Below are 24,731 nucleotides of genomic sequence, written 5' to 3'. Positions count from 1 at the left end.
AAATAGTGCCTCGCAGCGTGCATCATGAACTCACTCCCGTAACACCGTCATCTGCAATCAGAATACAACGGCCGCCGCGCCCATTTCGTCCGCGCACGCGAAGATCACGCGATTCATGTAGAGTTCGCGTCGATTCTCATCTCAAAAAGGCGCCATGGCCACGCGCGATGGCGGATAAAACATGCGCTCCTTGCGGCACCGCCTTTACCCGCTCCGTTCTCGCTGGTCTACTGTCGCGCTGCTGATCGTCTCGGCCGCGTTCGCGTGGGCGTCGCCTGCGAACGCGGCATGGTGTGACGACGGGCTCTGGATCGACGCAATGATCGGCTCTCACCACTTTCACCCGGACAAGCACTTCGAGCAATTCAATCCGGGAATTGGCGCGGAGTGCTGGCTCGCGCCGCAGTGGGCCGTAACGGGCGGCTATTTTCGTAACTCGCTGTCGAAACCGTCGTTTTATGGCGGCGGCGTCTGGGCGCCCGAATTCCTCCATTGGGGCTTCGTGAGGCTTGCGGCAATGGGCGGCCTGATCTCCGGCTATGACTACGGCCGCTGGGGTATCGGCCACGATCACATGATCGGCCCCGTGGCCGCGCCGCTGGTGATGGTGGACTACAAGCGCGTCGGCGCGAACTTCATTCTCATCCCGCCGATTCCGTCCAGCGACCTGCCGTTCACTATCGGGTTTCAGCTTCGAGTGAAGTTCTGATACGTGTCGGATGACATCCAAGTTCCGGGCAAGTTTGGAGAGGGGTTGTTTGAACAGCATCGACCATCTCGCTGAGCGCAGACAGTCGTTCCCGCCTCAAAGAAACAGCCGCAAAACTCCGGCTTCTTACTAGTCGAACGTCAATCAAGAAGCGGTGGATCGCACCGCTTGCTATCGACATACCGCGCCGGCCTTACGTCAGCGTGTTGGCGCGGCGCGCGAAGACTGCAGTTCGGCTCCCGCATATGCTCACCTTTCGATCGTATGGCTCGGTCCCACCGTGTGCTCGGCTCTCGCCCAGAACAATTTAGACCTCCGAACATTGCGTAGGTGAGCATTTCCGGGACCGCATGCTAGCGACCTTAAATAGCACCTATGCTCCTCGACTCGGAGGTCGCGATTCACTTTGTTTTGCGGGATTGCGTCACCGCTGGCGCGTTCTTCGAAACGCGGCGGTTGCGCGACGCTCCGAGCTGGTCACCTTTGCTCAACGGACGAGGAATCGCGTCTATGCTTCAACAGCTCGAAAACTGCAAGGGGTCGCATGCCGAGCTACCAGCGATCGACCGCACTTATAACGCTCGAGCTTTGTCGATAGTCGGACTTGTCGATCGCATCGAGTAAGCAGAGTGTCGACGAACAAGCACGACCCGACGGACTCTAAGTCTTCTAATGCGGAAGAATTCGCGCGGTCTCCGGTTCTATAAGCCGAAGCCTTTTGTCCGTAGTCGACTCTTTCCCTTTGCGATATCCCCTCCGACCCGCAGCAAGAGACCGGCTCCGTCTTGAGATTCGTGCGGTAAACGTTCAATCAGCCAACACGGCAATAGCCTTGATTTCGATGATGTATCCGGCGGCGCCACCCAGCATGTGTGCGCCCACAGCGGTCCATGCAGGCAAGGGATGCGTGTTGAGATACCGGTCACGCACTTCCATGAACAACGGAAGGTCGCGCATGTCCGTGTGGAACGTGGTCACATCGACGATGTCGGCAAGCGTGCCGCCGGCAGCTTCGAGCACTGCCTTCAAATTCTCGAACGCTTGCACAATCTGCGCTTCGCGTTCTGCCACCAGCTTCATGCTGGCATCCCGGCCAATTTGGCCTGAGACATAGACCGTGTTCGCGACCTTCACAGCAGGCGCGTAGCGAATCTTCTCGTACACGGCTTCCATCCCAGCGGGGACAATGGCTTTGCGTTCACTCATCGAGGCGTCTCCGATATCGTTATTCATTCGCGGCTTTAGCCGTTGTCTCCACCAGCAACCGGCAACACGGCACCTGTGATGTAACCTGCCTCGTCCGAGGCAAGGAACAGAATGGGCGCAATCTGCTCCTCGAGCGTTCCGTAACGCTTAAAGAACGTCGACTCAGTGACCTGCTTCACCGCTTCGGCCATCCAGGTCTTCTCTTGCTCGCTGTCGCCGGCAAGATTGCGGGGCACGCGTCGCGGAGGCGCTTGCGTTCCACCGGGCGCCGCAGCGACGACACGGATGTTGTGCTCGCCGTACTCCATCGCGAGCGACTGAGTCATCGCATTCACTCCGCCCTTGGCGGCGGAATACGGCACGCGGCGGATCCCGCGCGTGGCGTTCGACGAGACATTCACAATCGTTCCGCCACCTTGCGCTAGCATGTGCGGCAGCACGGCGTGACACGCATACAAAGTGGGCATCAGCGAGCGGCGAATCTCGGCATCGATCTGTGCCGGCTCGAATTCGGCGAACGGCCGCATGCGAATCGCACCACCCACTCCGTTGACCAGAATGTCGACCCGACCGAACTTCCGCACGGCAAAGTCGATGGCAGCGGCCGCGCCTTCGTAAGTTTCCAAGTCCGCGACGAAGCCGGCGGTGTCCGCGCCGGTCGCCTCGACTGCGACCTCGGAGACGAAGTCGGCGCGGTCGACGAACACCACTTTCGCGCCTTCCGCAGCCGCACGCAGCGCCACGCCACGACCGATTCCCTGCGCGGCTCCCGTGACGACCATCACTTTTCCTTCGAACCTGCGCTCGTTCATGACATCACCGGCGCAACGTTAGGCGTGAACTTTTCGTAGTGGAAGCTATTCGGCTTCACGCCACTGTCGTCGAAGTACTTGCGTACGGCGTCGACCATCGGCGGAGGGCCGCAAAGATAAACGTCGACATCCCCGTCGTTCAGACATTCAGCGGGCACATGCTGGGTCACCCAGCCTTTGCGTGGATGGCTGGATTCCGGATCCGCAACGACAGTACTGAAAGTGAAGTTCGGAAGCTTCTCCGTGTACGCCTGGATCGCCTGCACCAGCACCAGGTCCAGGTCTCGCGTTACACCGTAGATGAGGTGTACCTTCTGCTGCGAGTTCGCGCGAACGAGTACTTCGAGCATCGACAGGAAAGGGGCGAGTCCTGTTCCGCCCGCCAGGAATAGCAGCGGTCGCTCGACAGCGCGCAGATAGAAAACTCCCATCGGTCCGGTCATCTGCACCGTGTTCCCCGGCTGAGCAGATTCGAGCCAGGTGCTCATCACGCCACCCGGGATCTTCTTAATCAAGAAGCTGATTTTTGATGCGCCTGGCGTCGATGAGAACGAGTACGAGCGATGCTGAGCGGTTCCCGGCACGTCAATATTGACGTACTGACCGGCCAGGAACACGGGCGGAACACCGTCCACGTCAAGCTCGAGTACAACGGCTGCGTCGTTGTGCTGCTCCACCTTCGTGACCGTCGCGGAGAACTTGTTATGTTCCGTTTTGCACGAGGTCGACGATGCCGGGACCGCAATGACGCAATCGCTCTGCGGCACCATCTGGCAGGTGAGCACGAGACCGCTGTCCTTTTCGTCGTCGGTCAGCGCGTCCTCGATGTAGTCATCACCCAGGTCGTAACTGCCGCTCTCGGCGCGGCACTTACAGGTGCCGCATACGCCATCGGAGCAATCCATCGGCAGATTGATCTTGGCGCGAAACGCGGCATCGAGGACCTTCTCGCCGGCTTTACATTCGACGAAGCGGGTCACTCCGTCTTCAAAGTTCAGTGCGATGTTGTAGCTGGACATGTTGCCTCCTACTTCATTTCTCTACCGGCAGCACACTCAGACGTGGTAGACGTCGAGCACTTGCCGGATGTAGTCGTTCTTCAACGCAATCTTCTTGCGGGAGATCAGCAGACGGTCGTCGACTTTCCGAAACGTGACGTAGATGGTGCCGAAGAACTGGTCGGTGATCTTGTATCGATGGTTGAGCGTGTTGAAGTTGTATCGGACGTCGACTTCGTTGTCGCGTTCGGCCAGCACTTCCACATTCGTCACGTTGTGGCTCGTGCGCGGTTCCGGCATGGACGCGCCGCTTCGCTCGGTTTTGATGCGGAAGACGCGGTCTTCCAGGCCACCACGGTCCGGGTAATACATGAGCGAAATCTGGCTCTGCGGGTCCTCGGTGAGTTTGTCGTCGTCGTCCCAGGCCGGCATCCAGTACGTCACGTCCTCGGTATAGCAGTCGAGCCACTCGTCCCACTGCCGGTCATCCAGGAAACGCGCCTCTTGATAGAGCGCATTGCAGATTTTCTGGTACTCGAAGCTCATACCGTTGCCTCCGCCTGTTCCTTTTGAAGTGCTTGCCGCATGACCTTTGCCCAGTACTCGTGTTGCACGACAAACAGACCTTCGTCTTCGCTGCGCTCACCCGAGATGAGCGGATTCAGGCCCATACCCTTTGCGTTCTCATCGGGTCCGTGGACCCACAGCGGCGCACCGCGCGACATGTCATTCCACATGGACGTGGTGGGACCGTAACCGGCCTGGCAAGCACGAAACTCTTCCAGATCGTCGCTCGTGCCCATGCCCGAAACGTTGAAGAAGTCTTCGTATTGACGGATGCGAACGGCGCGGTTTTCTGCGCTTTCTCCCTTCGGCGCGAAGCAGAAAATGCTGACCTCTGTCTTGTCGACGCTGATCGGACGGACCACGCGAATCTGTGTGCTGAACTGGTCCATCAGGAACACGTTCGGATACAGGCAAAGATTGCGCGTTTGATTGACGATGTAGTTGGCCTTGTCTTCGCCCACGCGTGCTGCGATTTCGTCGCGATGTTGGTAGACCGGACGGACCTCTGGGTTCATCGTTCTGGTCCACAAGAGAATATGGCCGTGTTCGAAGCCATACACGCCAGCGACCGATTTGCTCCAGCTGTTCGCATCGACCGCTTTCGTGCCTTCGACCTTGCGCCGACCCATGGTCGCGGCGTAGTTCCAGTGAACGGTGCTGACGTGATAGCCGTCACAGCCGTTTTCCATCTGCAACTTCCAGTTGCCCTCGTAGATGTATGACGAGTTGCCACGCAACACTTCGAGTCCGTCCGGCGCCTGCGCGACGATTTGGTCGATGATGACCTTGGTCTCGCCGAGATAGTCTTCGAGCGGCAAGACGTCTTCGCTGAGGCTGCCGAACAGGAAGCCTCGGTAACTCTGGAAGCGCGCGACTTTCTTCAGGTCGTGCGAGCCTTGTTTGTTGAATTGCACGGGATATTCCGTCGTCTTCTCGTCCTTCACCTTCAGCAGCTTGCCGGCGTTCGAGAACGTCCAGCCGTGGAACGGGCACGTGAAGCTGCCCTTGTTGCCATGCTTGCGACGGCAGAGCATCGCGCCCTTATGCGCGCACGCATTGATGACCGCGTGCAATTCGCCGGCTTTGTCCCGAGTGATGACAACCGGCTGACGACCGATATACGTGGTGTAGTAGTCGTTGTTGTTCGGGACCTGACTTTCGTGCGCAAGATAGACCCAGTTGCTCTCGAAGATGTGCTTCATCTCGAGTTCATACAGGTCGGGATTCGTGAAAATGTCGCGGCGGCAACGGAAGACACCATTTTCCTTATCGTCCTGAACGGCATTGCTGAGCAAATCGTCCAGTTGTCGCGCTTTATCGATAGTTGCAGACATGAGTCGTCTCCCTGCGGGCTTCTCGTTGAAGCCCGCAGTATCGGTTCAGATGGGTAGTGCGCAGAGGTGGCGGCCTGAGGGCGGCCGCCAACGAGCAGTTACGCTGTGACGGCGACGCGCGGACGATTCACCAGTTGGTTGTCCTTGCCTTGCACGAGCGGAGTCAACGTGAAGTTGAACTCGATTTCCTTGTATGCGTCGTTCTTGAGACCGAGCGCGAGGCCGCCGGTTTTGTCGACTACGTGCGGCACGAGCTCTTCGCGCGTTGCGTAAGCGAAGTCATCCCAAATCAGCGGGTCGCCTTCGATGTTGATTTGCGTCGTGAGCTTGCGTGTGTTGTCGCTGGTCACGAAGAAGTGCACGTGCGCCGGGCGATTTCCATGACGGGCAATGGCGTTGAGCAACTGCTGCGTCGCGCCGTTAGGCGGGCAGCCGTAGCCCACAGGCATGAGCGTACGGAATTCATACTTGCCGTCAGCGCCGGTTCTTACCGCGCCGCGAAGGTTGAAGTCGTCCTGCGCGCCCGTCGGGTCGAAGTGCGAGTAAAAGCCCTTGGAGTTCGCGTGCCAGCACTCGACAACTGCGTCCGCCACAGGCTTCCCATTCGGTCCGGTCACCGTGCCTCGGATAATCAGCGGACCCGCGTCTTCATCCGCGTTGATGTCGATCTTCGAGACGCTATCGCGCACAGGAGCGCCAGCAACGTACAGCGGCCCTTCGATAGTGCGCGGCGTCCCGCCGTGAATGTCGGCTTCGCGGTCTTCCGCATCCATGCGGATATCCAGATATTTTTCGAGACCCAGGCCAGCGGCCAACAGGGCGGCCTCGCCGTCTTGACCGAGCTTATTGAAATAGTTGACGCCGGCCCAGATTTCGTCGGGCGTCATGTCGAGGTCGTCGATGGCCTTAAACAGGTCGCTCAGCAGGCGATGGACGATCTGCTTGGCGCGCGCATTGCCATCGTCACAGCCCAGGTTCGCGGCGGCTTTCAGCAGGTCTTGTACTTCCGGGGTGTCGAACACTTTGACGCTCATGTCTGCTCCTGAATCTCTCTATCAGTCGGGTTAACCCTCGCCTTTCGCCTGGCCTTCTATGTTTAGAAGGTATAATTGGCCGTCGGAATAGCGTGTCAATGCAGGATAGTGGACCGAATAACCCTCGGTCCAACACTGTTTTAGTATCGGGCTATATCTTGGAGGTATAGAGATGGAGATGCGGCATCTGCGGTACTTCGTCGCCGTCGCGGAAGAGAAAAACTTCACGCGCGCCGCTCAGCGATTGAACATCGCCCAGCCTCCGTTGAGCCGCCAGATACAGCAGCTTGAAGAGACGCTTGGCGTTCAGCTTCTGGAGCGCAACTCCCGGCCATTGAAGCTCACCGAGACGGGGAAATTCTTCTACAGCCACGCGTCGCAGTTGCTGGCTCAAACGGCCGAACTCGAATCGATGACGAGGCGGGTGGGCAACATCGAGCGCAGTCTTTCCGTCGGTTTCGTCGGTTCGACGCTTTACGGCTTGCTTCCGAAAATCATCCGGCGCTTTCGCGACGAGAACCCGACTGTAGAACTGAGTCTTCACGAGATGTCGACGATGGACCAGCTCCGTGCGCTCAAAGAAGGACGGATCGACGTCGGATTCGGCCGCATCAGGAACGAAGATGCGAACATCGGCCGGGTCGTGCTGCGGGAAGAGAAGTTGATTGCCGCACTCCCTTTCGGGCATCCGCTGTCGACCGCGAAACCTGTCATCGCGCTACGTGACCTGCTCAACGAGACCCTGATCATCTTCCCCAAGGCGCCTCGCCCGAGCTATGCGGACCAGGTACTGGCGGCATTCGACGAGCGCGGCCTCAAGCCTCGGCGCATTTACGAGGTGCGCGAACTTCAGATTGCCCTGGGTCTCGTCGCAGCAGGAGAAGGGGTGTCCGTGGTTCCCAGTAGCGTCTATGGATTGAAGCGGGACGATGTCAGCTATATGGAACTCGACGACCCGACGCTTGTATCGCCCATTATCATGAGCACGCGAGCAATGGACGAATCCCGGGACCTGCGCGAGATTCTCGAGCTCATTTATCGCCTTTACGAAGAGCATCACATCCCCTACGTCCCGCGTGTCGAAAGGGGGCGGTAGTCGTCATACCCGACGAGTATGGCATTAGACGTGCAAGGTGTTGGACACACGGTGTTTTGCCGGTCAATACTGGAGCAACCACTCCACCTTGCCGCTCCAGGTATGAACGCCCACATTACATCCGTCGAAGCGATTCTGGTCGATCTGCCGACCATTCGCGCGCATCAGCTATCCATGGCGACCATGCAGCAACAGACCATGGTCATCATCCGCCTACGCTCGAGCGACGGCATCGAGGGCATCGGTGAAGCCACGACCATCGGTGGACTCTCGTACGGCGAGGAATCTCCGGAAGGCATCAAGCTGACCATCGACACCTACCTGGCGCCAGCGTTGATCGGTCAGGACGCGGCCAACATCAACGCCGCCATGCTCAAGCTCAACAAGGTCGCCCGAGGCAACCGGTTCGCGAAGTCAGGCATCGAAACGGCATTGCTGGACGCACAGGGCAAGCGCCTAGGTGTTCCCGTGTCAGCGCTTCTCGGTGGCTCGGCCCGCGAGACGCTTCCGGTGCTGTGGACGCTCGCCAGCGGCGACACCCACCGCGACATTGAAGAAGCGGAGATGTTTCTCGCCGAACGCCGCCACAACGTCTTCAAGTTGAAGATCGGCCGCCGAAGCGTGCGCGATGACGTGGCTCACGTGGCGAAAATCAAGGCCGCGCTGGGTGACCGCGCCAAAGTCACTGTCGACGTGAATCAGGCATGGAACGAAGTCGATGCTGCGCTAGGCATCGAAGCGCTCGAAGCTGCAGGTATCGACCTCATCGAGCAGCCGACGCCTCGCGAGCAACGCGGCGCGCTTGCACGACTGGCTGCGCGCTTCGTCGTGCCTATCATGGCCGATGAAGCCGTCACCGGGCCAGAGGACGCGCTCGACCTGGTGCGAGGCGCGTGCGCCGATGTCTTCGCGCTCAAGATCGCGAAGTCGGGCGGTATCTACGGCATGATGCGCACGGCTGCCATCGCCGACGCGGCGGGCGTACTGCTTTATGGCGGGACGATGCTCGAGGGCAGCATCGGCTCTATTGCATCCGCGCACGGCTTCAGCGCGCTCCCGCAATTGGCATGGGGTACCGAACTATTCGGACCGCTGTTGCTCAAGGATGACATCGTGACGGCCCGTCCGCAGTATCGTGACTTCGACTTGCATCTTCCGGAAGGTCCGGGCCTGGGCTTGCACATCGACGAAGACAAGCTGGCGTTCTACCGCCGCGACAAGAAGGCTTAAGCGCGCGTCAACAAGAACATCGACATGACGCTCCTTCTCGCTTGCAACGGGAGTGTCCCCCTCAGGAGGAAACATGCTGTATCTCGTAAGAATGGACGTGCGTCTGCCGCACGATATGCCGGCGGCACAGGCCGATGAAATCAAAGCACGCGAGAAGGCCTATTCGCAGGAACTACAGCGATCCGGAAAGTGGCAGCAGTTGCACCGCGTCGTTGGTGAGTACGCGAACTACAGTGTCTTTGATGTCGACTCGCACGACGAATTGCACACCATCTTGTCGGCGTTGCCCTTGTTCCCGTATATGACGATGCACGTGACGCCGCTCGCACGGCATCCGTCGTCGATTCGTTGAGGGCACCCGTTGCCGCCATGAGTCGGAGCACGAGCGGTCTGTATCAGCAATTGCCTGTTCGCCGCGCATCTTAATGCCTTCGTGGCAGTGCTAGCTCGGCGTGGCTCTATTGGCATCGTGCAGGACGAGGGTGATGGAGAAGCATCGCGACTGCCTCGGATTCGAGCTTCGTGGGACTCGGCTTCGGGTTTTGGAGAATCGTTCCCGGAACGGCGCCGCACGTTGTTCTCCGACGAACTGTCAGCACGCGTCGACGGAACGTGTGCCTTCCTCGCGCTTACTGGCGCGTTTCGCGGGAAAGGGGAGAAAGGCTGCTCCCGAAAAACCTCACCTGAGCCACGCGCAGAAGCCCGCCGGCGGGCGGTTCCTCCACCTGATTCCCGAAAACCCTCACCTTAAGCGAGCCCGAGCGCGCGCCGGACAAAAAAAGAGCCCGGCCAAGAGCCGGGCTCGAACCGGACCGGGCGAGTTCCGAGTCACGCCCGACCGCGTGGACTTCTCGCCGACAGCGCGCCGCGACGACGGCAGCAGCCGCGGCACGACGGCTTTCGGCAGATTGCAGTTGGACGAGCCGCGCAGCATCGTCCGTAAACCGCGTCGGATACGAGCGTCGCGAAGCCTGTGCGCCCGCCGGCGCATCCGCAGACCGCGCGGCATTAGCGCCATAAGCACAGCATGCGCGCTGCAAAACGAGAACGGTCGCTCGCACCCAAGAAGCGCGCGTGCACGGTTCGCGGCGCGCCTGGCGGTATAGTGCGGGCTGGTTGCTTATGCGATCCTTAAGTCCGGCGTGCCGGGCGTTAAGTGGCGCTTAAGCAAGACGCAAGGAGAATGGCCGCGACGTCAAAGCTTGGGGAAGGGCATGCGCCTGCTTTTGGTAGAGGACGACGAAATGATCGCCGAGACGGTGCTGGCCGCGTTGCGCCGCTCCAGCTACACCGTGGACTGGGCGCAGGATGGCCGCGCGGCCGAATTGTCGCTCGGCAACGACGTGTACGACCTCGTGTTGCTGGATCTCACCTTGCCGAAGCGCGACGGCCTCGATCTGCTCGGCGTCTACCGCAAGAACGGCGGCCATGCGCCCGTCATGATCCTCACGGCGCGCGACGCGGTGGATGACCGCATTCGTGGCCTCGACGCCGGCGCGGACGACTATCTGCTCAAGCCTTTCGATCTCGACGAACTCGCCGCTCGCGTGCGCGCGCTGCTGCGCCGCCGCACGGGCCATACGCAACTCGTGTACACGCACGGCGACTTGTCGCTCGATCCTGCCGCGCACGAAGCGTCGAAGGGCGGCGTCGCGCTGAATCTCGTGCCGCGCGAATTCGCGCTGCTTCAGGCGTTGATCGAGGAGCCGTCGCGCGTATTCCGCCGCTCGGAGCTGGAAGAGAAACTCTATGGATGGGGCGAGGAAGTGGGCAGCAACGCGATCGAAGTCCACGTGCACAGCCTGCGGCGCAAGATCGGCGCCGAGCAGATCGTGACCGTGCGCGGCGTAGGCTATCGGCTGAAGAGGATCGGATGAACTCCATCCGGCGCTGGCTGCTCGGCTGGCTCATCTGCGGACTCGCCGCGGCGTGTCTGCTCGCGGGTTACGGCATCTTTCACATGGCGCAGCTGGAGGCGGGCGAACTGTTCGACTACGAGCTGCGCACCGTCGCGGTCTCGCTGCCGGGCAACATCACTGCGTCGGATGTCGCGGAGGGACGCAGCCACGACCTCGTAGGCATCGCCGACGACCGGCTCGTCATCGACATCTGGGACAAAACCGGGCGGCTCATCTATCACTCGCCGCATGAACCCGCGCTGCCGCGTTTCGGCGACGGCTTCCGGTCCGCCGAGCGCGAAGGCTACCGCTGGCGCGCGTTCGGCATGACCTTGCCGGATCGCTTCGTGCAGGTGGCGCAGCCGTACTTCGTGCGCGAGGACATGGCCATTTCGCTCGCGCTGCGCACCATCTGGCCGCTCGCGCTCTTGATACCGGTCGTCGTGGTAATCGTGCTCGTGGTTGTGGCGCGCGGTCTCGCGCCTGTGCGCTGGCTCTCGCGGTCGCTCGCCGCGCGTTCGCCGGAATCGGTCGCGCCCGTGTCGCTTGCCGCGAGCACGCCCGTCGAACTGCGTCCGCTCGTCGATGCGCTGAACGGCCTGCTCACGCGTCTCAACGAGGCGGCGGAGGCACAGCGCACGTTCATCGCGGATGCCGCCCACGAACTGCGCACGCCGCTCACCGCGCTCAAATTGCAGATACAAGGCGCCATCAGCGACGGCTCGCTGAAAGTGGACGACGCGACGGTCGGCAAGATCGACGGACGGCTGAACCGGCTGATCCATCTTGCGCAGCAGTTGCTGAGCATGGCACGCGAGGACGCGGCACGCGAGGCGGCCATCGCGCCGATGAGCCTGCGCACGCTATGCGAGACGCGCGTGTCGGACTTCTCGCTGATTGCGGAGGCGAAGTCGATCGACCTCGGCCTTGAACTGGAGGATGCGCGCAGCGAGGACGACGCGTTCGCGATTCTCGGCGACACGCATGCGCTCGCCGTGCTGCTCAACAATCTGCTCGATAACGCGATCCGCCACACGCCGCCCGGCGGACGCGTCGATGTGACGCTGCGTCGCGAGTCGAACGGCATCGCCCTGACGGTCCTCGACACAGGCCCCGGCATTCCGCCCGACGAGATCGAGCGAGCGTGCGACCGCTTTTATCGCGGCGCGGGGACGCACGGGCAGGGCAGCGGGCTCGGGCTTGCCATTGCTTCGCGCGTGGCGCAGCGGCATCAGGCGGCCTTGACCGTCGAGAACCGCGCGGGCGCGGGCGGGCTCGCGGTGTCGGTGCGCGGGTTGCGCGGCGTCGAAATGAAAGAGCAAACAACGGAGTGCGCTGCGGTGGCGATGCGGTGAGGCTGTGAGCTTTCGCGAGGCTCGACCACGATGAACGGCTGGTTTCGTATTGCTTTGCTGCTTATCGGCCTCGCATCGGCGCAGACTTCCCACGCCGACGATGCCGCCAGCGCGTCCGCCGCCTCCGAGCCTAAGACGCTCAAAGAACGGCTCGGCGACAAAGCCAGCGACGAGCAACGCGTCGACAATTGCAAGGTGCCGCCCGAGCGTCGCGGCGCGAAAGCGCGGCCGGATAACTGCGCGCGCTGATCACGCCGCGCGATCAGCGCGACTTCGATAAACGCCGCACACCGCAATCACCCGCCTGTCTCCGCCCCGGTCAACGCAATCACCATGTCGAGAAACGCCCGCGTCTTGGCCGGCGGATGATGCCGCGACGGATGAAATGCATAGAGCGGAAAGCGCTCGTCGGGCCAGTCCGGAAACAGGTCGATCAGCGCGCCCTCCGCCATCAGATGCGCGTGACCGAGTTCGAGTATCTGCGCGATGCCGTATCCCGACAGGCACGCGCTCAGCATCGTGCCGGGATCGTTCAGCGTCAGATGCCCGCGCGTCTCGACCGTGAGCCGCTTCTTTTTCCGATGAAACTCCCACGGAAACGGCCGCCCCGTTTCCGGATCGCGGAATTCGATGCACGTGTGCGCGCCGCTCGCAAGCGCCTGCGGCGTCGCCGGCCGCCCGCAGCGCGCGATATACGAAGGCGCGGCCACCGTGCGCACCGGCGTATCCAGCAACTTGCGCGCGACGAGGCTCGAATTGCGCGGCTCGCCGAAGCGCACGGCGAGATCGAAGCCATCGGCGATCATGTCGCCCAGACGGTCGCGCGTGAGCAATTCCAGTTCGAGCTCGGGATGCGCTTCCATGAACGCTTCGAGCTTCGGTCCGAGCACGAGCCGCGAGAAGATTGGGTCGACGTTCACGCGCAGCCGCCCGCGCACCGCCGTCGCGCTGCCCGACGCAGTGGACGCCGCTTCCTCGAGGCCGATCAGATGCGGCATGACTTGTTCGAAGAAGCGGCGGCCGTCGTCGGTGAGCGAGACCGTGCGCGTCGTGCGGTCGAACAGGCGTATGTTCAGGCGCGCTTCCAGACGCGCGATGGCGCGGCTCACGCCCGGTTGCGACATGCCGAGCTTCTCGCCGGCTGCGGCAAACGTGCCCGCATCGACGATCGCCGCGAACACGCTGATGCCGTTCAGGATGCGCTCGTTGAACCCCGCCATTCATGCCTCCGCGTCATGCAAGAAGTGGCTCGCATGTTATCGCGAAGCAACAAAAAGGGCCCCGAAGGGCCCTGTGAAACGCACGCGTGTTTCGGTCAGGCGTGAGCCTTGGCCACCTTCTCCACGGCCATCGAATTGGCGCGCATGCGTTCGTATTCCTGCTCGCTCATCGGCACGGCGTCTTTCTTGCCGAGGTCGTCCAGACGCACGCGATACGTCTCGCGCGCCGACCACGCCGCAATCGACGCGATGATCGTCACGCCGAACGCCAGCGCGCCGACCGTGAGCGGGATGTTGGCCGATCCCGGCGGCGCGACCGCCGCGAACAGCGCGGGCAGCAGCGCGGTAATCGTCGTGCCGATGTTTTGCGCAATCGCCATCGCCGAGACACGTGAACGCGTCGGGAAGAGCTCGGGGAAGAAGCTCGGGAAGATCGCGTTGTAGCCCTGATACACGACGCCCCACATCAACAGCGACATGACGATGGCGAGCGGCACGTTGCGGATGCTGATGGCATACAGATACGCGAACGACAAGAGACCCGCGAGCAGCGAACCGACGATCATCGGCATGCGGCGGCCGATCTTGTCGGACAGGTTGCCGACAAACGGAATCACCAGCACCGCGAGAATGTTGCCGACGACCGGAATCCACAGATACACGCTCTTCTGGAAGCCGATGCCGTACGAAGCCTGCACCGCATAGGCCGCGCCGAAGATGGTCGCGACGACCGGGATCACGTTCATCAGCGCCATGCAGACGACGCGGATCATGTCGGGCGTGCTGTTCGCGAAGGCTTCCTTGATCGGCGACTTCGGCAGCTCGCCGTGCGCGCCTTCCGCTGCGAACGCGGGCGTTTCGTGAACTTCGCGACGAATGATGTAGCCCGCGACCAGCACCAGTGCCGACAGCAGGAACGGCACGCGCCAGCCCCACGAATTGAACATGGACTCGGGCATGAACGCGGCGAGCGGCAGGAACACGGCAGCCGCGAGGATCTGGCCGGCCTGCACGCCCTGAAGCGTAAAGCTCGCGTAGTAGCCGCGTCGGCCGAACGGCGCGTGCTCCAGAATCATCGAGCTTGCGCCGGAAATCTCGCCGGCTACCGCGAAGCCTTGAATCAGCCGCAACACGACGAGCAGCGTGGGCGCCAGCATGCCGACACTGTGATACGTCGGCAAGAGACCGACCGCCATCGTCGAGAAGCCCATCAGGAACATGCAGATCAGGAGCACGTTCTTGCGGCCGTGCGTGTCGCCCAGATGACCGAGCACGAACGCGCCGATCGGCCGCGCCACATAACCCACGCCGTACGTTGCGAGCGATGCGACGATCGCCACTTTCGGATTGCCCGACGGGAAGAACAGCTGCGGAAAGATGAGCGCCGCCGCCTGCGCGTAGATGAAGAAATCGTAGTACTCGAGCGCCGAGCCGATCCAGCCGCTCGCCGTCGCTTTTTTCGCCTGGCGGCCGCCGTGCGCCTCTTCCTTAGGGCTAGCCATAGAAGTGTCTCCGAATGATGATTTAACGAGTGGTTGTGTTGCGCCGTCGCCTTCTTCTTACCTGCTTTTTTGTGCCGATTCACGCCGCCGCGTGGTCGGGCGGCAAGGCAATCGATCGAGGCTCGCGAACATGTCCCTTACAAGTGAAACGAGCATAAGAGCCCAGGCCGGCGCGGGCAACGATTTGTGATAAATTGTGCGCGATTATCGCACGCACGCGTTCGATAATCGGCCGCTTTGGGGGTTAGCACTAGCAAAGGCTCGAACCGCATATGACAAAACCGGCACTGGACAAGCGAGACTGGATCGCCGGGCTCGAGAAGGGTTTGGCGATCCTCGAAGCGTTCGACGACCAGCACGCGCGCATGACGCCGACGCAAGCGGCCGTGCGCACCGGCATCACGCGCACGGCGGCGCGGCGGTATCTGCTCACGCTCGCGCACCTCGGTTACGTGCAGACTGACGGCAAGCTCTTCAATCTGACGCCGCGCGTGTTGCGCGTGGGCTGGTCGTATTTCGACTCGGCGCGGCTGCCGCGCATCGTTCAGCCGTATTTGCAGCACCTGAGCGCGTTGATCCATGAGAACGTGTATGTCAGCGTGCTCGACGAATGGGATCTCGTCATCATTGCGCGCAACGGCGCCTCGCGCGTGATGACCACCGGCTTCGTGCTGGGCGCGCGCGTGCCGGCTGCGTTGATGTCGGCCGGACTCGTGATGCTCGCCTACAAGACGGACGAGGACGCGGTGCGCGCATGGCTCGACGCAACGGAGTTCAGGCCGTTCACGCCGCTCACCATCACCGATAAGGATGCGCTCTACGACAAGATTCGGCAGGCGCGCGCGGACGGCTTCGTGGTCTTCGAACAGCAGTTGCAGGTCGGCGTGCGCGGTGTCGCGGTGCCGATCAAGAACCGGCACGGACAAGTGGTCGCGGCGCTGTCCGTGAACATGCCGATCGGGAAAGAGACGAGCGAGGCCGCGCTCGCCCGCGTATTGCCGCCGTTGCAGGAAACGGCGCTCGCGATGCTCAATGTGATCTAGCGGCGCGCGCCGTTTTATCGCGTAGACCAGAAGGCCCGTTGCACGCGCAAGACTTCTTCCTCGACTTCGGCGATCGGGCCGATCAGCTCTACCTGCTTCTGGCAATGATCGAAGACATAGCGCGACGAGACGCTCATCGTCGGATTCTCGGCGTGATTGCCGGTGGCTTCCAGCAGGCGCGCTTCGGTCAGCCCGTAGACCACGCGTCCGATGTTGGCCCAGTAGGCCGTTCCTGCGCACATGCAGCACGGCTCGACCGACGTGTACAGCGTGCAACTCCACAGATAGTCGGGCGTGAAGTTGAGCGCCGCGACGCGCGCCAATACCGATTCCGCGTGGTTGACGGTATCGACGTTGCCTTGCTCCATCAACACGCTTTCCTGATCCGGGCCGACGAGAATCGCGCCGAACGGATGATGCCCGAGCAAGGTCGCGCGCTCGGCGACGGCGCTCGCGTGCCGCAGATGCCGGATGATTTGCTCGCGCGTGGGCGTTAGGCCCTGCGGCGGTAGATTGTCGGGATGCGAGGCGGGGGCGGTCAGGCTCATGGTGGCGGGCTTGGCAAAGGTGAGGAGTTACGGGATTGGATTGCGGTGAGCGTTTTCGGGAGCGTCCGTGCTCGGTCGACGCGCGTCTTCGGTTCGAAAGCATCGCACTTGTGAGCAACGGTAAAGCGTCCTCGATTCCGACGCAACCGGCACGATGGGACGAGTAACGTCGCGCTGTCTGCGTTCTCGCACACGGGCCGGCTGGGATAGTCATGCAATGCAGCGACCGCACGCGGCCTGGCGTATGAAAAGTGAAGACGCGATATGTTTAGCTGTCCAAACGAGGATGGCTCGAGCGCCGACATCGTGCGTCATTCGGCGCGGCGGTCCTGACACGTTGCACGAACCCGCGACGGTGTACACGGTCGGGTCGCCTGTGCCATTGCTGCCGTTCACCTGATCCATCGCGGTGGTCAGCGCCGCTGCCGGCAACAGCGGATCACGCGTCGGCACTTGCAGAATGCAGATGTACGGCGGCGCGCCGTCAAAAATGCTTGCTGCGAGCCGGTGATACCCACTTCCATGCGACCACGCGCCGAACAAGAAACGGACCGGCGCAAGCAGCGGCCGGTCCGATCGCGCCTTGCAGTGGCAGGCAGCAAGCCGCGACGCACTCGCTATGCAGCGAGCGTGCCAATCCTCTCGCGACGGCTTGCAGCGAGGCTAGCGCGAGCGCCGCGCATCGCACTTGTCGCATAAGCGCCAACAGACTGAGTCAAGCGTGTCGGCCAGCGCCACTCAGTCGAGCGTCTCACTTGCCCGCGATCTTGACTGCCAGTTCGGCGACGTGCTTGCCCTGATATCGCGCGATGTCGAGTTCGTTCTGCGTCGGATGACGCTTGCCGTCCGCACCGACGATGGTGGTCGCGCCGTACGGCGTGCCGCCCGAGATTTCCGCCATGCTGGTGAGCGCGGCGCACGCGTACGGCACGCCGGCGACGATCATGCCGTGATGCAGGAGCGTCGTGTGAAACGACGTGATGGTAGTTCCTGCCCGCCGTGTTGCGAAGCCGTAGACGTGAACACGCTGCCGATCTTGCCGACCAGCGCGCCTTTCACCCACAGGCCGCCCGTCTGGTCGAGGAACGTGCGCATCTGCCCGGCCATGTTCCCGAAGCGCGTGGGCGTGCCGAAGATGATGGCGTCGTAGTTCGCGAGTTCGTCGATGGTGGCCACGGGCGCCTGCTGGTCTAGCTTCACGCCGATGACGGCCGCCTGATCCGCCGGAATGGTTTCCGGCACGCGCTTCACCGTGACCTCGACGCCCGGCACGCCGCCCGCGCCTTCGGCTACCGCTTGCGCCATCGTTTCGACGTGACCGTACATCGAGTAATAGAGCACCAGTACTTTCGCCATGGAATGTCCTTGTAATGTCGCCGGTTGATCGCGGGTTGCGAGTCTCAACCATAGCATCGGCGTGCGGATGCTGCCGGATGCCGACGCATCCATTGCGCTCGTGCCGATCCGCGTCTACGCTCAGACAAGACCCCGCCACCGCCGACGATGCCGAACGACCATTCCACGATTCACGACCCTTCCGCCACGTCGCGCAGCGCCTTCGCTGCATTCGACGCGCTCGCTGATCTCGTGCGCGAGGCATTCGTATCGCTCGGGCGCGAACTCGCCGCCATCCGGCCGACGCCCGCCCGAGCGTTCTTCGCGACGCAGGCGATGGCATCCGTCGCGCTCGCGGTCGCGCTTGCATACGCCTTTCGGCTCGAACATATCTGGTGGGCGGCGATCAGCGGCTTCGCGGTCATGCAGTCGAAGTTCTCGGCCTGCGCGCAGCGTGGCGTGCATCGCGTGCTCGGCACCATCGCCGGCGCGTTGCTCGGCGCGACGGCGGGACCGCTGATCGGCGATACGCCGTGGCTCTTCGTGCCGTTGCTGGCGCTGATCGCGGGCGTGTCGGTGTATCGCGCGCTGGCTTCGGATGCGGGCTATGCATGGGTGCTCGGCGCGGTGACCGCGCTGATGGTGACGTTCGAGGCGCATCGGCTGGCGTCGGCTTCGGCGACGGCTTCGTTTGCGCTATCGCGCGTGGCCGAAGTCGTCGTCGGGACGCTCGCGTGCGTGGCCGTGTCCGCGCTCTTTCACGCGGCCGCGCAGCAGTATCGGAGGTCGCGGGGCGCGGCGCCCGTATCGAGCGCGAGGGCGTCGTCGACGGCGGATCGCGTCGATGGATCGAGCCACGAGACGGCAGCCGTCTCCATCATTCAGTCCGGCCCGCTCCACGCACTCAGCGCGAAGCAGGAAATGCAGTCCGCCCGAGCGATGCGCAAGCGCCTCGCGTGGCATGCGGCGTGGTCGGTGGCGATACTGGCGTCAGTGGCGTATGCGTGGAACTTGCCCGGCTTCGCGCAGGCGATGGTCACGGCGATTGCCGTGTTGATTCTGCCCGCATCGGCGCTGGGCAAGCCGACGCGGCGGCCGATTGGGTCGCGCATGGTGCAGCGCGTGCTCGGCTGCCTGATCGCGGGCGCGGCGAGTCTCGCGCTTCTGCCGCTGATCGGCGATAGCGAGCCCGCCTGCATGCTCGCGCTATGCGCGGGCGTGTGGATCGGCTGTCATGTGCAGACGGGCGCGCAGGGCGCGAGCTATGTCGGGCGGCAATTCACCATCGCGTTCATCATGGTGTTCGTGCAGGATTACCACTGGTCGTCCGATCCGATGCCCGCGGCGCTTCGGCTCGCGGGCATTCTCTGCGGAATCGGCGTGCTCGCGGCGGTGATGGCCGCGGCAAAGGCGCTCGCATCGTGGCGCGCGGCGCGCCCCGCGATGCGCTGAATCAACCTTCTTCCGCCCACGCGAGATTCTCGCGCGCCATCAATGCGGAAGACGCCGCCGGGCCGAACGTGCCCGCCGTGTAGCCACGCGGCCGGTCGCCGAGTTCCTTCCAGCCGTCGAGAATCGGCTCGACCCACGCCCACGCCGCTTCCAGTTCGTCGCGGCGCATGAAGTGCGTGAGCCGGCCGCGAATCACGTCGATCAGCAAGCGTTCGTACGCTTCCGCGCGGCGCTGGGTCATGGCCTGCTGAAGATCGAGATTGAGGTTCACGGGCAGCATCTGCATGCCGCTGCCCGGTTCCTTCGCGAGCATCTGCAACTGGATGGACTCTTCCGGCTGCAACGTGATGATGAGCCGGTTGCCGTAATTGCGCGGCCCGCTCGGGATGATGGAAAACGGCAGGTCCGCGAAGTCGATGACGATTTCCGAGCGCCGCGTCTGCATGCGCTTGCCGGTGCGCAGGAAGAACGGCACGTTGGCCCAGCGCCAGTTGTTGATATGCGCGCGCAGCGCGACGAACGTCTCCGCGCGGCTGTCGGGCGGCACGTTGTCTTCCTGCAAGTAACCCTTGACCGGCTCGCCGCCCACCGCGCCCGCCGCGTACTGGCCGCGCACGGTGTCGCGGGCGGTGTCGGAAACGGTCATCGGGCGCAGCGACTTCAGCACCTTCAGCTTCTCGTCGCGCACGGCGTCCGGATCGAGCGAAACGGGCGGCTCCATTGCGACGATGCACAGCAGTTGCAGCAAGTGGTTCTGCACCATGTCGCGCAGCGCGCCGGTGTGATCGTAGAAGCCCGCGCGGCTGCCCACGCCCACCGTTTCCGCCACCGTGATCTGCACGCTCTTGATGTACGGCGCCTGCCACAGCGGCCCGAAAATCGGATTGCCGAAGCGCAGCACCATCAGGTTCTGCACCGTTTCCTTGCCGAGATAATGGTCGATACGGTAGATCTGCTCTTCCTTGAAGTGCCGGCCGACCGCGTCGTTGATGGCGCGCGCGGAGGCGAGATCATGGCCGAGCGGCTTTTCGAGCACGACGCGCGCTTGATCGTCGACGATGCCGGCCGCCGAGAGGTTGTCGCAAATCGTCGTGAACAGTTCGGGCGACGTCGAGAGATAGAACACGCGCTGCACGTTCGGCCGCGTGGCTTCGGCGAGGCGGCGGAAGTCGTCGGGATTCTCGACATCGACGCGCACGTAGTCGAACAGCGCGAGGAATTTGTCCCAGGACTGCGCATCGAAAGCCTTCTCGTCGATGAACGGACGCGACTGCTTCTCCATGAAGTTCTTCAGATAATCTTCGCGCGTCCAGTCCTTGCGGCCGATCGCGAGAATGCGCGTCTCGGCGGGCAGGTTGCAGTGCGAATGCGCCATGTACAGCGCGGGCAGCAGCTTGCGCGCCGCCAGGTCTCCGCCGCCGCCGAAGATGATCATGTCGAGCGGGCGTTCATTGTTAGGAGAGGTCGGGTTCGTCATGGTGCGTGAGCCGTTGAGGTTCGGAAGAGCCGGTTCGTCGAGCCGGAACGCGGCTGGAAGCGCAAATACGCCGAAGAGAGCTATGTTGCATGGTTTGCCGCCATTTTGCACGGCTCGCGCGCTAACGGGCGTTCGATTCCTCAAAGATTCACGAAGCCGCCACGCGCTTCGTTTAGCGCGATTAGCGCAACGATGCATCCGCGCGCAAGGTCGCCACGGCCAGATCGAGAAACGCGCGGACCTTCTGCGTGACGTGGCGTCCTTCGCGATGCACGAGATGAATAGGCAGCGGCGGCGGCTCGAATTCGGCGAGTACGATCACGAGCCGGCCTTCGCTCACATGATGCGCGACCTGATACGACAGGAGCCGCGCGATGCCGAAGTCCGCGAGCGCGGCATCGATGGCCGAATCGTTCGTCGTCGTGATGAAGCGCGCCCGCGTGCGGACGATCACGGTGCGATCGCCATCGTGAAGACGCCATTCCGGCGGCGAAGACGATCCCGTAGACGCGATGATCGTGTGTGCGTCGAGGTCTTCCGGGCGCGACGGCGTGCCGTGCTTCGCGAGATAGGCGGGCGACGCGCAGAGCACGCGCCGCACACGTCCGACGGGAATCGCCTGAAGCGACGAATCCGGCAGTTGCGCGATGCGCACGGCCACGTCGATGCCCTCGTCGACGAGATTCACCACGCGGTCGACGAACCAGCAGTTAGCATCGGCTTCGGGATAGCGCGACAGGTAGTCGAGCACGATGGGCGTCACATGCAGCCGGCCGAAGAGCACAGGCGCGGTCAGCGAGAGCACGCCGCGCGGCGATGCGTGCGTGCCTCGCGCGGCGAGCTCGGCGGTGTCCACTTCGCCGAGTATGCGCCGGCAGTCTTCGAAGAAGCCGTTGCCAGCGTCGGTCAGGCGCACGACGCGCGTGGTGCGCGTGAGCAGGCGCACGCCAAGGCGCTCTTCGAGCTCAGTCACGACGCGGCTCACGACCGAAGGCGAGACATCGAGCTTGCGCGCGGCCGACGCGAAGCCGCCTGTTTCGACCACCGTGACGAAGGTCGACATTGCCTGAAAACGGTCCATGTCGGATGCGGGAAGCGGGCGAGAAAGTTGCCGTGCATTCTCGGGCATGCCGGGACGTCCCGCAATGGCGCTTTGGTCTACAGATCGAGTTGCAGCGGGGCGTCGGCGTCCGCTGCCGGGCGGGCGCAGCAGATCAGCGCCTCCTTTTCGTCGACGTGGAACGCCGGCTCGCTCGCATACGACACCGCGCCGCTCACGATGCGCGTTCTGCACGTCCCGCACGTTCCGCCGCGACAGTTCGATTCCGTCTCCACGCCAGACGCTTCGGCCAGTTCCAGCAGCGTGCCGCTCGCGGGCTGCCATTGCACGTCGCGTTGCGACTTCACGAAGCGCACGGGCACGGCTTCGGTGGCGGGCGGGCGCATGGGCTTCATCTCGACGCCGCGATCCGGCGTGCGCACGAGCGATGCAGGACCGAACGCCTCCGCATGAATGCGCGTGTCGGCAACGTTCAGTGCGCGCAGGCCGTCGTAGAGCGATTGCATGAACGCGCCCGGTCCGCACAGATAGAAGTCGTAGTCGTTGAACGGCAGGACGCTCGTCAGAAGATCGATGTCGATGCGGCCCGACACGTCGTAATCGCGCTTGAGCTGCGCGCCTTGCGGGTCGCTCAGCACGCGAATCACGTTGACCGCGCCGCCCGCGCCTTCCGCGCTTCTGGCGAGCGCGTCGATCTCGGCGGCGAACGCGCGGTTCGCGAGCGTGCGCGCCGACGCGATCAGCCAGACCGGACGCACGCGCCGCTTGCGCAGTCCTTCGTAGACGACATGACGCAACATCGCGAGCATCGGCGTGATGCCGACGCCCGCGGCCAGCAGCACGGCGGGGCGCGCTTCGAACGGATCGATCGTGAAGCTGCCCGCCGGCTGCCGCGCTTCAATGATGTCGCCCACTTTCAGCGCGTCGTGCAAATACGCCGACGCCCGGCCTTCGCGCTTCACGCTGATGCGATACACGCCGTCAGCCGGCCCGACGGACAGCGTGTACGTGCGCACGAGCGGCTTGCTTTCACCCGGCAGCGCGACGCGCACCGGCAAATGCTGGCCCGCCGCGTGCGGCACGATGCCCGCGCCATCCGCCGGTTCGAGCCAGAACGAGCGGATCACGTCGCTTTCGTCGACGATGCGGCTCAAGCGATACGGCCGCCACGCATTCGCGAGCGCCGCGGCCTTCATGCGCTGCGCGGCTTCGTTCCAGTCGCCCGTCATCAGCGAGTTCGGCGACCAGCCTTCGCGGCGAAACGTCCAGCGCAGCGGCAGCGCGTCTTCGCGCAAGAGAACGCGGCGCGGCACGAAGCGCCACAGGCGCTCGGCGCCCTGAAAAGCGGCGGTTTCGGGCCAGTCGAGCAGCACTTGCGCATCGCCTGTGAGTTGCAGGACGTCGCCGGTTTCGAAGTCGGCGAACACGAGTCCCGCCCGGCCGTTGACCGCGATATTGCCGAGCGTGTTGAAGAACAGATTGCCCGCGAAGTCGGGAATCGTGAGCGCGCCGTCGTCGGACACGCGCACGAAGCCCGCCTTGCCGCCGCGATGCGACACGTCCACCTGACGATGCCCGTCCTCGCGATCGAAGTACGACGCGACGAAGAACGTATCGGCGCGCTCGATCATCGCCCGCATGCGCGGCGACTGCGCATCGAGCGAAACGGAACTGGACGGCGAGGGCGCCGACGCGTCGCGCACGAACGCGAAGTCGCGCAACTGAATGTACTGCGGACAATTGCCGAAGCTTTGCTCGACGGCCACTTCGAATGCTTGCCCGTGAGCAGCGTTGTCGCGATGAATCGCGCCGTTCACGCGATTGCGCCGCCGCGTGTGCAGTTCGATGCCGAGCAAGCCGACCGACGCGCCGTCCGCAAGACCCGCGTCGGCGGGATCGAGCGGATCGCGAATGTGCCCGACGGAAAGCGTGGTCGCATCCGGCGTGCTCATAAAGCCGGGGCGGCCGGTGAGGAACGTGGCCCAGGCGTCGCCGTCGGCATCGACCGTACCGGCGACGATGAACGGCAACTGCGCGAAGAATTGCCGATGCTGTTCCGGCATGAACGAGCGCACGACGCGCTGTCCGACGTCGTGCATGCGCGCCGCGACGCCAGCGGCGGTTTGCATCTCGACTTCGCCGCGATGCCAGGGCGAAGGCGCGGTAATCGAAGCGGTGGCAGGCATGATCGTCGTCTCCGGCAAGGGGTCAGGCGCGCAGGCCCGCAGCGGTCTGTTGGAACGGCACGAAACCGGGCAACGCCTCGATGCGCGCGAGCCACGCCAGCACGTTGCGATAGCCCGACAGATCGACATTGCCTTCCGGCGCGCCCGCGATGTAGCTGTAAAGCGCGATATCCGCGATGGTCGGATGCGCGTTGCCGATATCCGCGATCCAGTCCCGGCTTTGCAATTCGTCGTCGATCACCTTGAGCACCGCATGCGCGCGGGCGATGACTTCATCGACGTCGAACTTGCTGCCGAACACCGTGACGAGACGCGCGGCCGCCGGGCCGAACGCGATCTGCCCTGCCGCGACCGAAAGCCAGCGCTGCACGGCGGCGGCTTCGGCGGGCGTTTCGGGCAGCCATTGCGTCGCGCCCGCCTTCTTGGCGATGTAGACGAGGATCGCGTTCGAGTCCTGGACGACGTGCTCGCCGTCGACGAGCACGGGCACCTGGCCGAAGCGGTTCAGGCGCAGGAACTCGGGCGATTTGTGCGCGCGGGCGGCGAGATCGACTTCCTCTTCGTCGTGCTCGATGTTCAGCAGATGCAGAAAGAGACGAGCGCGGTGCGAATGGCCGGAAAGCGGGTGGTGGTAGAGCTTCATGGCAACTCCTCTCATGTGGACCGGGG

The 24,731-nt window shown here is 63.3% G+C and carries 22 protein-coding genes and 1 pseudogene; 9 read left to right on the top strand and 14 right to left on the bottom strand.

From position 1 onward, the window contains the following. Positions 1–181: 181 nt before the first annotated feature. Entirely contained in the window at positions 182–709 is a 528-nt protein-coding gene (locus HWX53_RS10565; protein ID WP_175940808.1) for a hypothetical protein, read from the top strand. A gap of 807 nt (positions 710–1,516) precedes the next feature. On the opposite strand, the gene HWX53_RS10560 is transcribed toward HWX53_RS10565, so the two are convergent. The 6 genes from HWX53_RS10560 to catA form a co-directional block, all read right to left on the bottom strand. Beyond that, entirely contained in the window at positions 1,517–1,915 is a 399-nt protein-coding gene (locus HWX53_RS10560; RefSeq protein ID WP_175940807.1) for a RidA family protein, read from the bottom strand. 35 nt (positions 1,916–1,950) lie between these two features. Next, complete coding sequence (benD, locus tag HWX53_RS10555) at positions 1,951–2,727, bottom strand: benzoate diol dehydrogenase BenD (RefSeq protein WP_175940806.1); 777 nt, start codon at positions 2,725–2,727, stop codon at positions 1,951–1,953. After that, a complete protein-coding gene (gene benC, locus HWX53_RS10550) occupies positions 2,724–3,746 on the bottom strand; it encodes a benzoate 1,2-dioxygenase electron transfer component BenC (protein ID WP_175940805.1) in 1,023 nt (340 codons plus the stop codon). Before benC ends, benD begins: the two co-directional genes overlap by 4 nt. Positions 3,747–3,782: 36 nt before the next feature. Next, the gene (gene benB, locus HWX53_RS10545; protein WP_175940804.1) at positions 3,783–4,271 is read right to left on the bottom strand and encodes a benzoate 1,2-dioxygenase small subunit; all 489 of its coding nucleotides are present in this window, start codon (positions 4,269–4,271) and stop codon (positions 3,783–3,785) included. Continuing rightward, positions 4,268–5,626, bottom strand: a complete 1,359-nt coding sequence (locus HWX53_RS10540; protein ID WP_175940803.1) for a Rieske 2Fe-2S domain-containing protein — start codon at positions 5,624–5,626, stop codon at positions 4,268–4,270. The genes benB and HWX53_RS10540 overlap by 4 nt, the downstream gene beginning before the upstream one ends. Positions 5,627–5,724: 98 nt before the next feature. Beyond that, on the bottom strand, positions 5,725–6,660 hold the full coding sequence (gene catA, locus HWX53_RS10535; RefSeq protein ID WP_175940802.1) for a catechol 1,2-dioxygenase: 936 nt from the start codon (positions 6,658–6,660) through the stop codon (positions 5,725–5,727). 172 nt (positions 6,661–6,832) lie between these two features. Here catA and HWX53_RS10530 point away from each other — a divergent pair, with 172 nt between their 5' ends. The 6 genes from HWX53_RS10530 to HWX53_RS10505 all read left to right on the top strand — a co-directional run bounded on the left by HWX53_RS10530 (position 6,833) and on the right by HWX53_RS10505 (position 12,488). After that, positions 6,833–7,756, top strand: a complete 924-nt coding sequence (locus HWX53_RS10530) for a LysR family transcriptional regulator (protein ID WP_175940801.1) — start codon at positions 6,833–6,835, stop codon at positions 7,754–7,756. Positions 7,757–7,858: 102 nt separating this feature from the next. Continuing rightward, a complete protein-coding gene (locus HWX53_RS10525; RefSeq protein WP_175942321.1) occupies positions 7,859–8,986 on the top strand; it encodes a muconate/chloromuconate family cycloisomerase in 1,128 nt (375 codons plus the stop codon). 73 nt (positions 8,987–9,059) lie between these two features. Then, positions 9,060–9,338 carry a muconolactone Delta-isomerase gene (gene catC, locus HWX53_RS10520; protein WP_175940800.1) on the top strand — a complete coding sequence of 93 codons (279 nt, stop codon included), beginning with the start codon at positions 9,060–9,062 and terminating at the stop codon, positions 9,336–9,338. 862 nt (positions 9,339–10,200) lie between these two features. Continuing rightward, positions 10,201–10,863 carry a response regulator gene (locus HWX53_RS10515; protein ID WP_175940799.1) on the top strand — a complete coding sequence of 221 codons (663 nt, stop codon included), beginning with the start codon at positions 10,201–10,203 and terminating at the stop codon, positions 10,861–10,863. Then, positions 10,860–12,239 (top strand): ATP-binding protein, encoded by a 1,380-nt coding sequence (locus HWX53_RS10510; protein WP_175940798.1) that lies wholly within the window; start codon positions 10,860–10,862, stop codon positions 12,237–12,239. The genes HWX53_RS10515 and HWX53_RS10510 overlap by 4 nt, the downstream gene beginning before the upstream one ends. A 30-nt stretch (positions 12,240–12,269) precedes the next feature. After that, positions 12,270–12,488, top strand: a complete 219-nt coding sequence (locus tag HWX53_RS10505) for a hypothetical protein (RefSeq protein WP_175940797.1) — start codon at positions 12,270–12,272, stop codon at positions 12,486–12,488. A gap of 47 nt (positions 12,489–12,535) precedes the next feature. Here HWX53_RS10505 and HWX53_RS10500 read toward each other — a convergent pair whose 3' ends face one another. Together HWX53_RS10500 and HWX53_RS10495 are read right to left on the bottom strand one after the other, a co-directional pair. Beyond that, on the bottom strand, positions 12,536–13,459 hold the full coding sequence (locus HWX53_RS10500) for a LysR family transcriptional regulator (protein WP_175940796.1): 924 nt from the start codon (positions 13,457–13,459) through the stop codon (positions 12,536–12,538). Between the two features lie 95 nt (positions 13,460–13,554). Continuing rightward, entirely contained in the window at positions 13,555–14,961 is a 1,407-nt protein-coding gene (locus tag HWX53_RS10495; protein WP_175940795.1) for an MFS transporter, read from the bottom strand. 272 nt (positions 14,962–15,233) lie between these two features. On the opposite strand from HWX53_RS10495, the gene HWX53_RS10490 reads away from it, so the two are divergent. Continuing rightward, positions 15,234–16,004 (top strand): IclR family transcriptional regulator C-terminal domain-containing protein, encoded by a 771-nt coding sequence (locus HWX53_RS10490; protein WP_175940794.1) that lies wholly within the window; start codon positions 15,234–15,236, stop codon positions 16,002–16,004. A gap of 14 nt (positions 16,005–16,018) precedes the next feature. Here the strand turns inward: HWX53_RS10490 and HWX53_RS10485 are convergent, their stop codons facing one another. Further along, complete coding sequence (locus tag HWX53_RS10485; protein WP_175940793.1) at positions 16,019–16,552, bottom strand: nucleoside deaminase; 534 nt, start codon at positions 16,550–16,552, stop codon at positions 16,019–16,021. Positions 16,553–17,303: 751 nt separating this feature from the next. After that, positions 17,304–17,908, bottom strand: a pseudogene (gene wrbA / locus HWX53_RS10480) (NAD(P)H:quinone oxidoreductase). A 147-nt stretch (positions 17,909–18,055) separates the two neighbouring features. Here wrbA and HWX53_RS10475 point away from each other — a divergent pair. Then, positions 18,056–19,339 (top strand): FUSC family protein, encoded by a 1,284-nt coding sequence (locus tag HWX53_RS10475; protein WP_175940792.1) that lies wholly within the window; start codon positions 18,056–18,058, stop codon positions 19,337–19,339. A gap of 1 nt (position 19,340) precedes the next feature. On the opposite strand, the gene zwf is transcribed toward HWX53_RS10475, so the two are convergent. The 4 genes from zwf to HWX53_RS10455 form a co-directional block, all read right to left on the bottom strand. Then, a complete protein-coding gene (gene zwf / locus HWX53_RS10470) occupies positions 19,341–20,816 on the bottom strand; it encodes a glucose-6-phosphate dehydrogenase (protein ID WP_175940791.1) in 1,476 nt (491 codons plus the stop codon). Between the two features lie 181 nt (positions 20,817–20,997). Continuing rightward, complete coding sequence (locus tag HWX53_RS10465; protein ID WP_175940790.1) at positions 20,998–21,897, bottom strand: LysR family transcriptional regulator; 900 nt, start codon at positions 21,895–21,897, stop codon at positions 20,998–21,000. Between the two features lie 77 nt (positions 21,898–21,974). After that, on the bottom strand, positions 21,975–24,062 hold the full coding sequence (locus HWX53_RS10460; protein ID WP_175940789.1) for a pyridoxamine 5'-phosphate oxidase family protein: 2,088 nt from the start codon (positions 24,060–24,062) through the stop codon (positions 21,975–21,977). A 22-nt stretch (positions 24,063–24,084) separates the two neighbouring features. After that, positions 24,085–24,705, bottom strand: coding sequence for a glutathione S-transferase (locus HWX53_RS10455; protein ID WP_175940788.1), 621 nt, complete (start codon positions 24,703–24,705; stop codon positions 24,085–24,087). Positions 24,706–24,731: the final 26 nt, after the last annotated feature.

The sequence above is a fragment of the Caballeronia sp. BCC1704 genome (genome assembly GCF_902833455.1).
Lineage (GTDB): Bacteria > Pseudomonadota > Gammaproteobacteria > Burkholderiales > Burkholderiaceae > Caballeronia.
The sequence above is the reverse complement of the archived record's forward strand: the minus strand, read 5'-3'. Positions and strand labels throughout refer to the sequence as shown.

Coding starts and splice junctions, on each gene's coding strand:
- HWX53_RS10530 (WP_175940801.1), top strand. CDS start 6,833: ATGGAGATGCGGCATCTGCGGTACTTCGTCGCCGTCGCGGAAGAGAAA.
- benC (WP_175940805.1), bottom strand. CDS start 3,746: ATGTCCAGCTACAACATCGCACTGAACTTTGAAGACGGAGTGACCCGC.
- HWX53_RS10500 (WP_175940796.1), bottom strand. CDS start 13,459: ATGGCGGGGTTCAACGAGCGCATCCTGAACGGCATCAGCGTGTTCGCG.
- HWX53_RS10560 (WP_175940807.1), bottom strand. CDS start 1,915: ATGAGTGAACGCAAAGCCATTGTCCCCGCTGGGATGGAAGCCGTGTAC.
- HWX53_RS10505 (WP_175940797.1), top strand. CDS start 12,270: ATGAACGGCTGGTTTCGTATTGCTTTGCTGCTTATCGGCCTCGCATCG.
- catA (WP_175940802.1), bottom strand. CDS start 6,660: ATGAGCGTCAAAGTGTTCGACACCCCGGAAGTACAAGACCTGCTGAAA.
- HWX53_RS10490 (WP_175940794.1), top strand. CDS start 15,234: ATGACAAAACCGGCACTGGACAAGCGAGACTGGATCGCCGGGCTCGAG.
- HWX53_RS10485 (WP_175940793.1), bottom strand. CDS start 16,552: ATGAGCCTGACCGCCCCCGCCTCGCATCCCGACAATCTACCGCCGCAG.
- HWX53_RS10460 (WP_175940789.1), bottom strand. CDS start 24,062: ATGCCTGCCACCGCTTCGATTACCGCGCCTTCGCCCTGGCATCGCGGC.
- catC (WP_175940800.1), top strand. CDS start 9,060: ATGCTGTATCTCGTAAGAATGGACGTGCGTCTGCCGCACGATATGCCG.
- zwf (WP_175940791.1), bottom strand. CDS start 20,816: ATGACGAACCCGACCTCTCCTAACAATGAACGCCCGCTCGACATGATC.
- HWX53_RS10465 (WP_175940790.1), bottom strand. CDS start 21,897: ATGGACCGTTTTCAGGCAATGTCGACCTTCGTCACGGTGGTCGAAACA.
- HWX53_RS10510 (WP_175940798.1), top strand. CDS start 10,860: ATGAACTCCATCCGGCGCTGGCTGCTCGGCTGGCTCATCTGCGGACTC.
- HWX53_RS10495 (WP_175940795.1), bottom strand. CDS start 14,961: ATGGCTAGCCCTAAGGAAGAGGCGCACGGCGGCCGCCAGGCGAAAAAA.
- HWX53_RS10525 (WP_175942321.1), top strand. CDS start 7,859: ATGAACGCCCACATTACATCCGTCGAAGCGATTCTGGTCGATCTGCCG.
- HWX53_RS10515 (WP_175940799.1), top strand. CDS start 10,201: ATGCGCCTGCTTTTGGTAGAGGACGACGAAATGATCGCCGAGACGGTG.
- benD (WP_175940806.1), bottom strand. CDS start 2,727: ATGAACGAGCGCAGGTTCGAAGGAAAAGTGATGGTCGTCACGGGAGCC.
- HWX53_RS10540 (WP_175940803.1), bottom strand. CDS start 5,626: ATGTCTGCAACTATCGATAAAGCGCGACAACTGGACGATTTGCTCAGC.
- HWX53_RS10475 (WP_175940792.1), top strand. CDS start 18,056: ATGCCGAACGACCATTCCACGATTCACGACCCTTCCGCCACGTCGCGC.
- HWX53_RS10565 (WP_175940808.1), top strand. CDS start 182: ATGCGCTCCTTGCGGCACCGCCTTTACCCGCTCCGTTCTCGCTGGTCT.
- benB (WP_175940804.1), bottom strand. CDS start 4,271: ATGAGCTTCGAGTACCAGAAAATCTGCAATGCGCTCTATCAAGAGGCG.
- HWX53_RS10455 (WP_175940788.1), bottom strand. CDS start 24,705: ATGAAGCTCTACCACCACCCGCTTTCCGGCCATTCGCACCGCGCTCGT.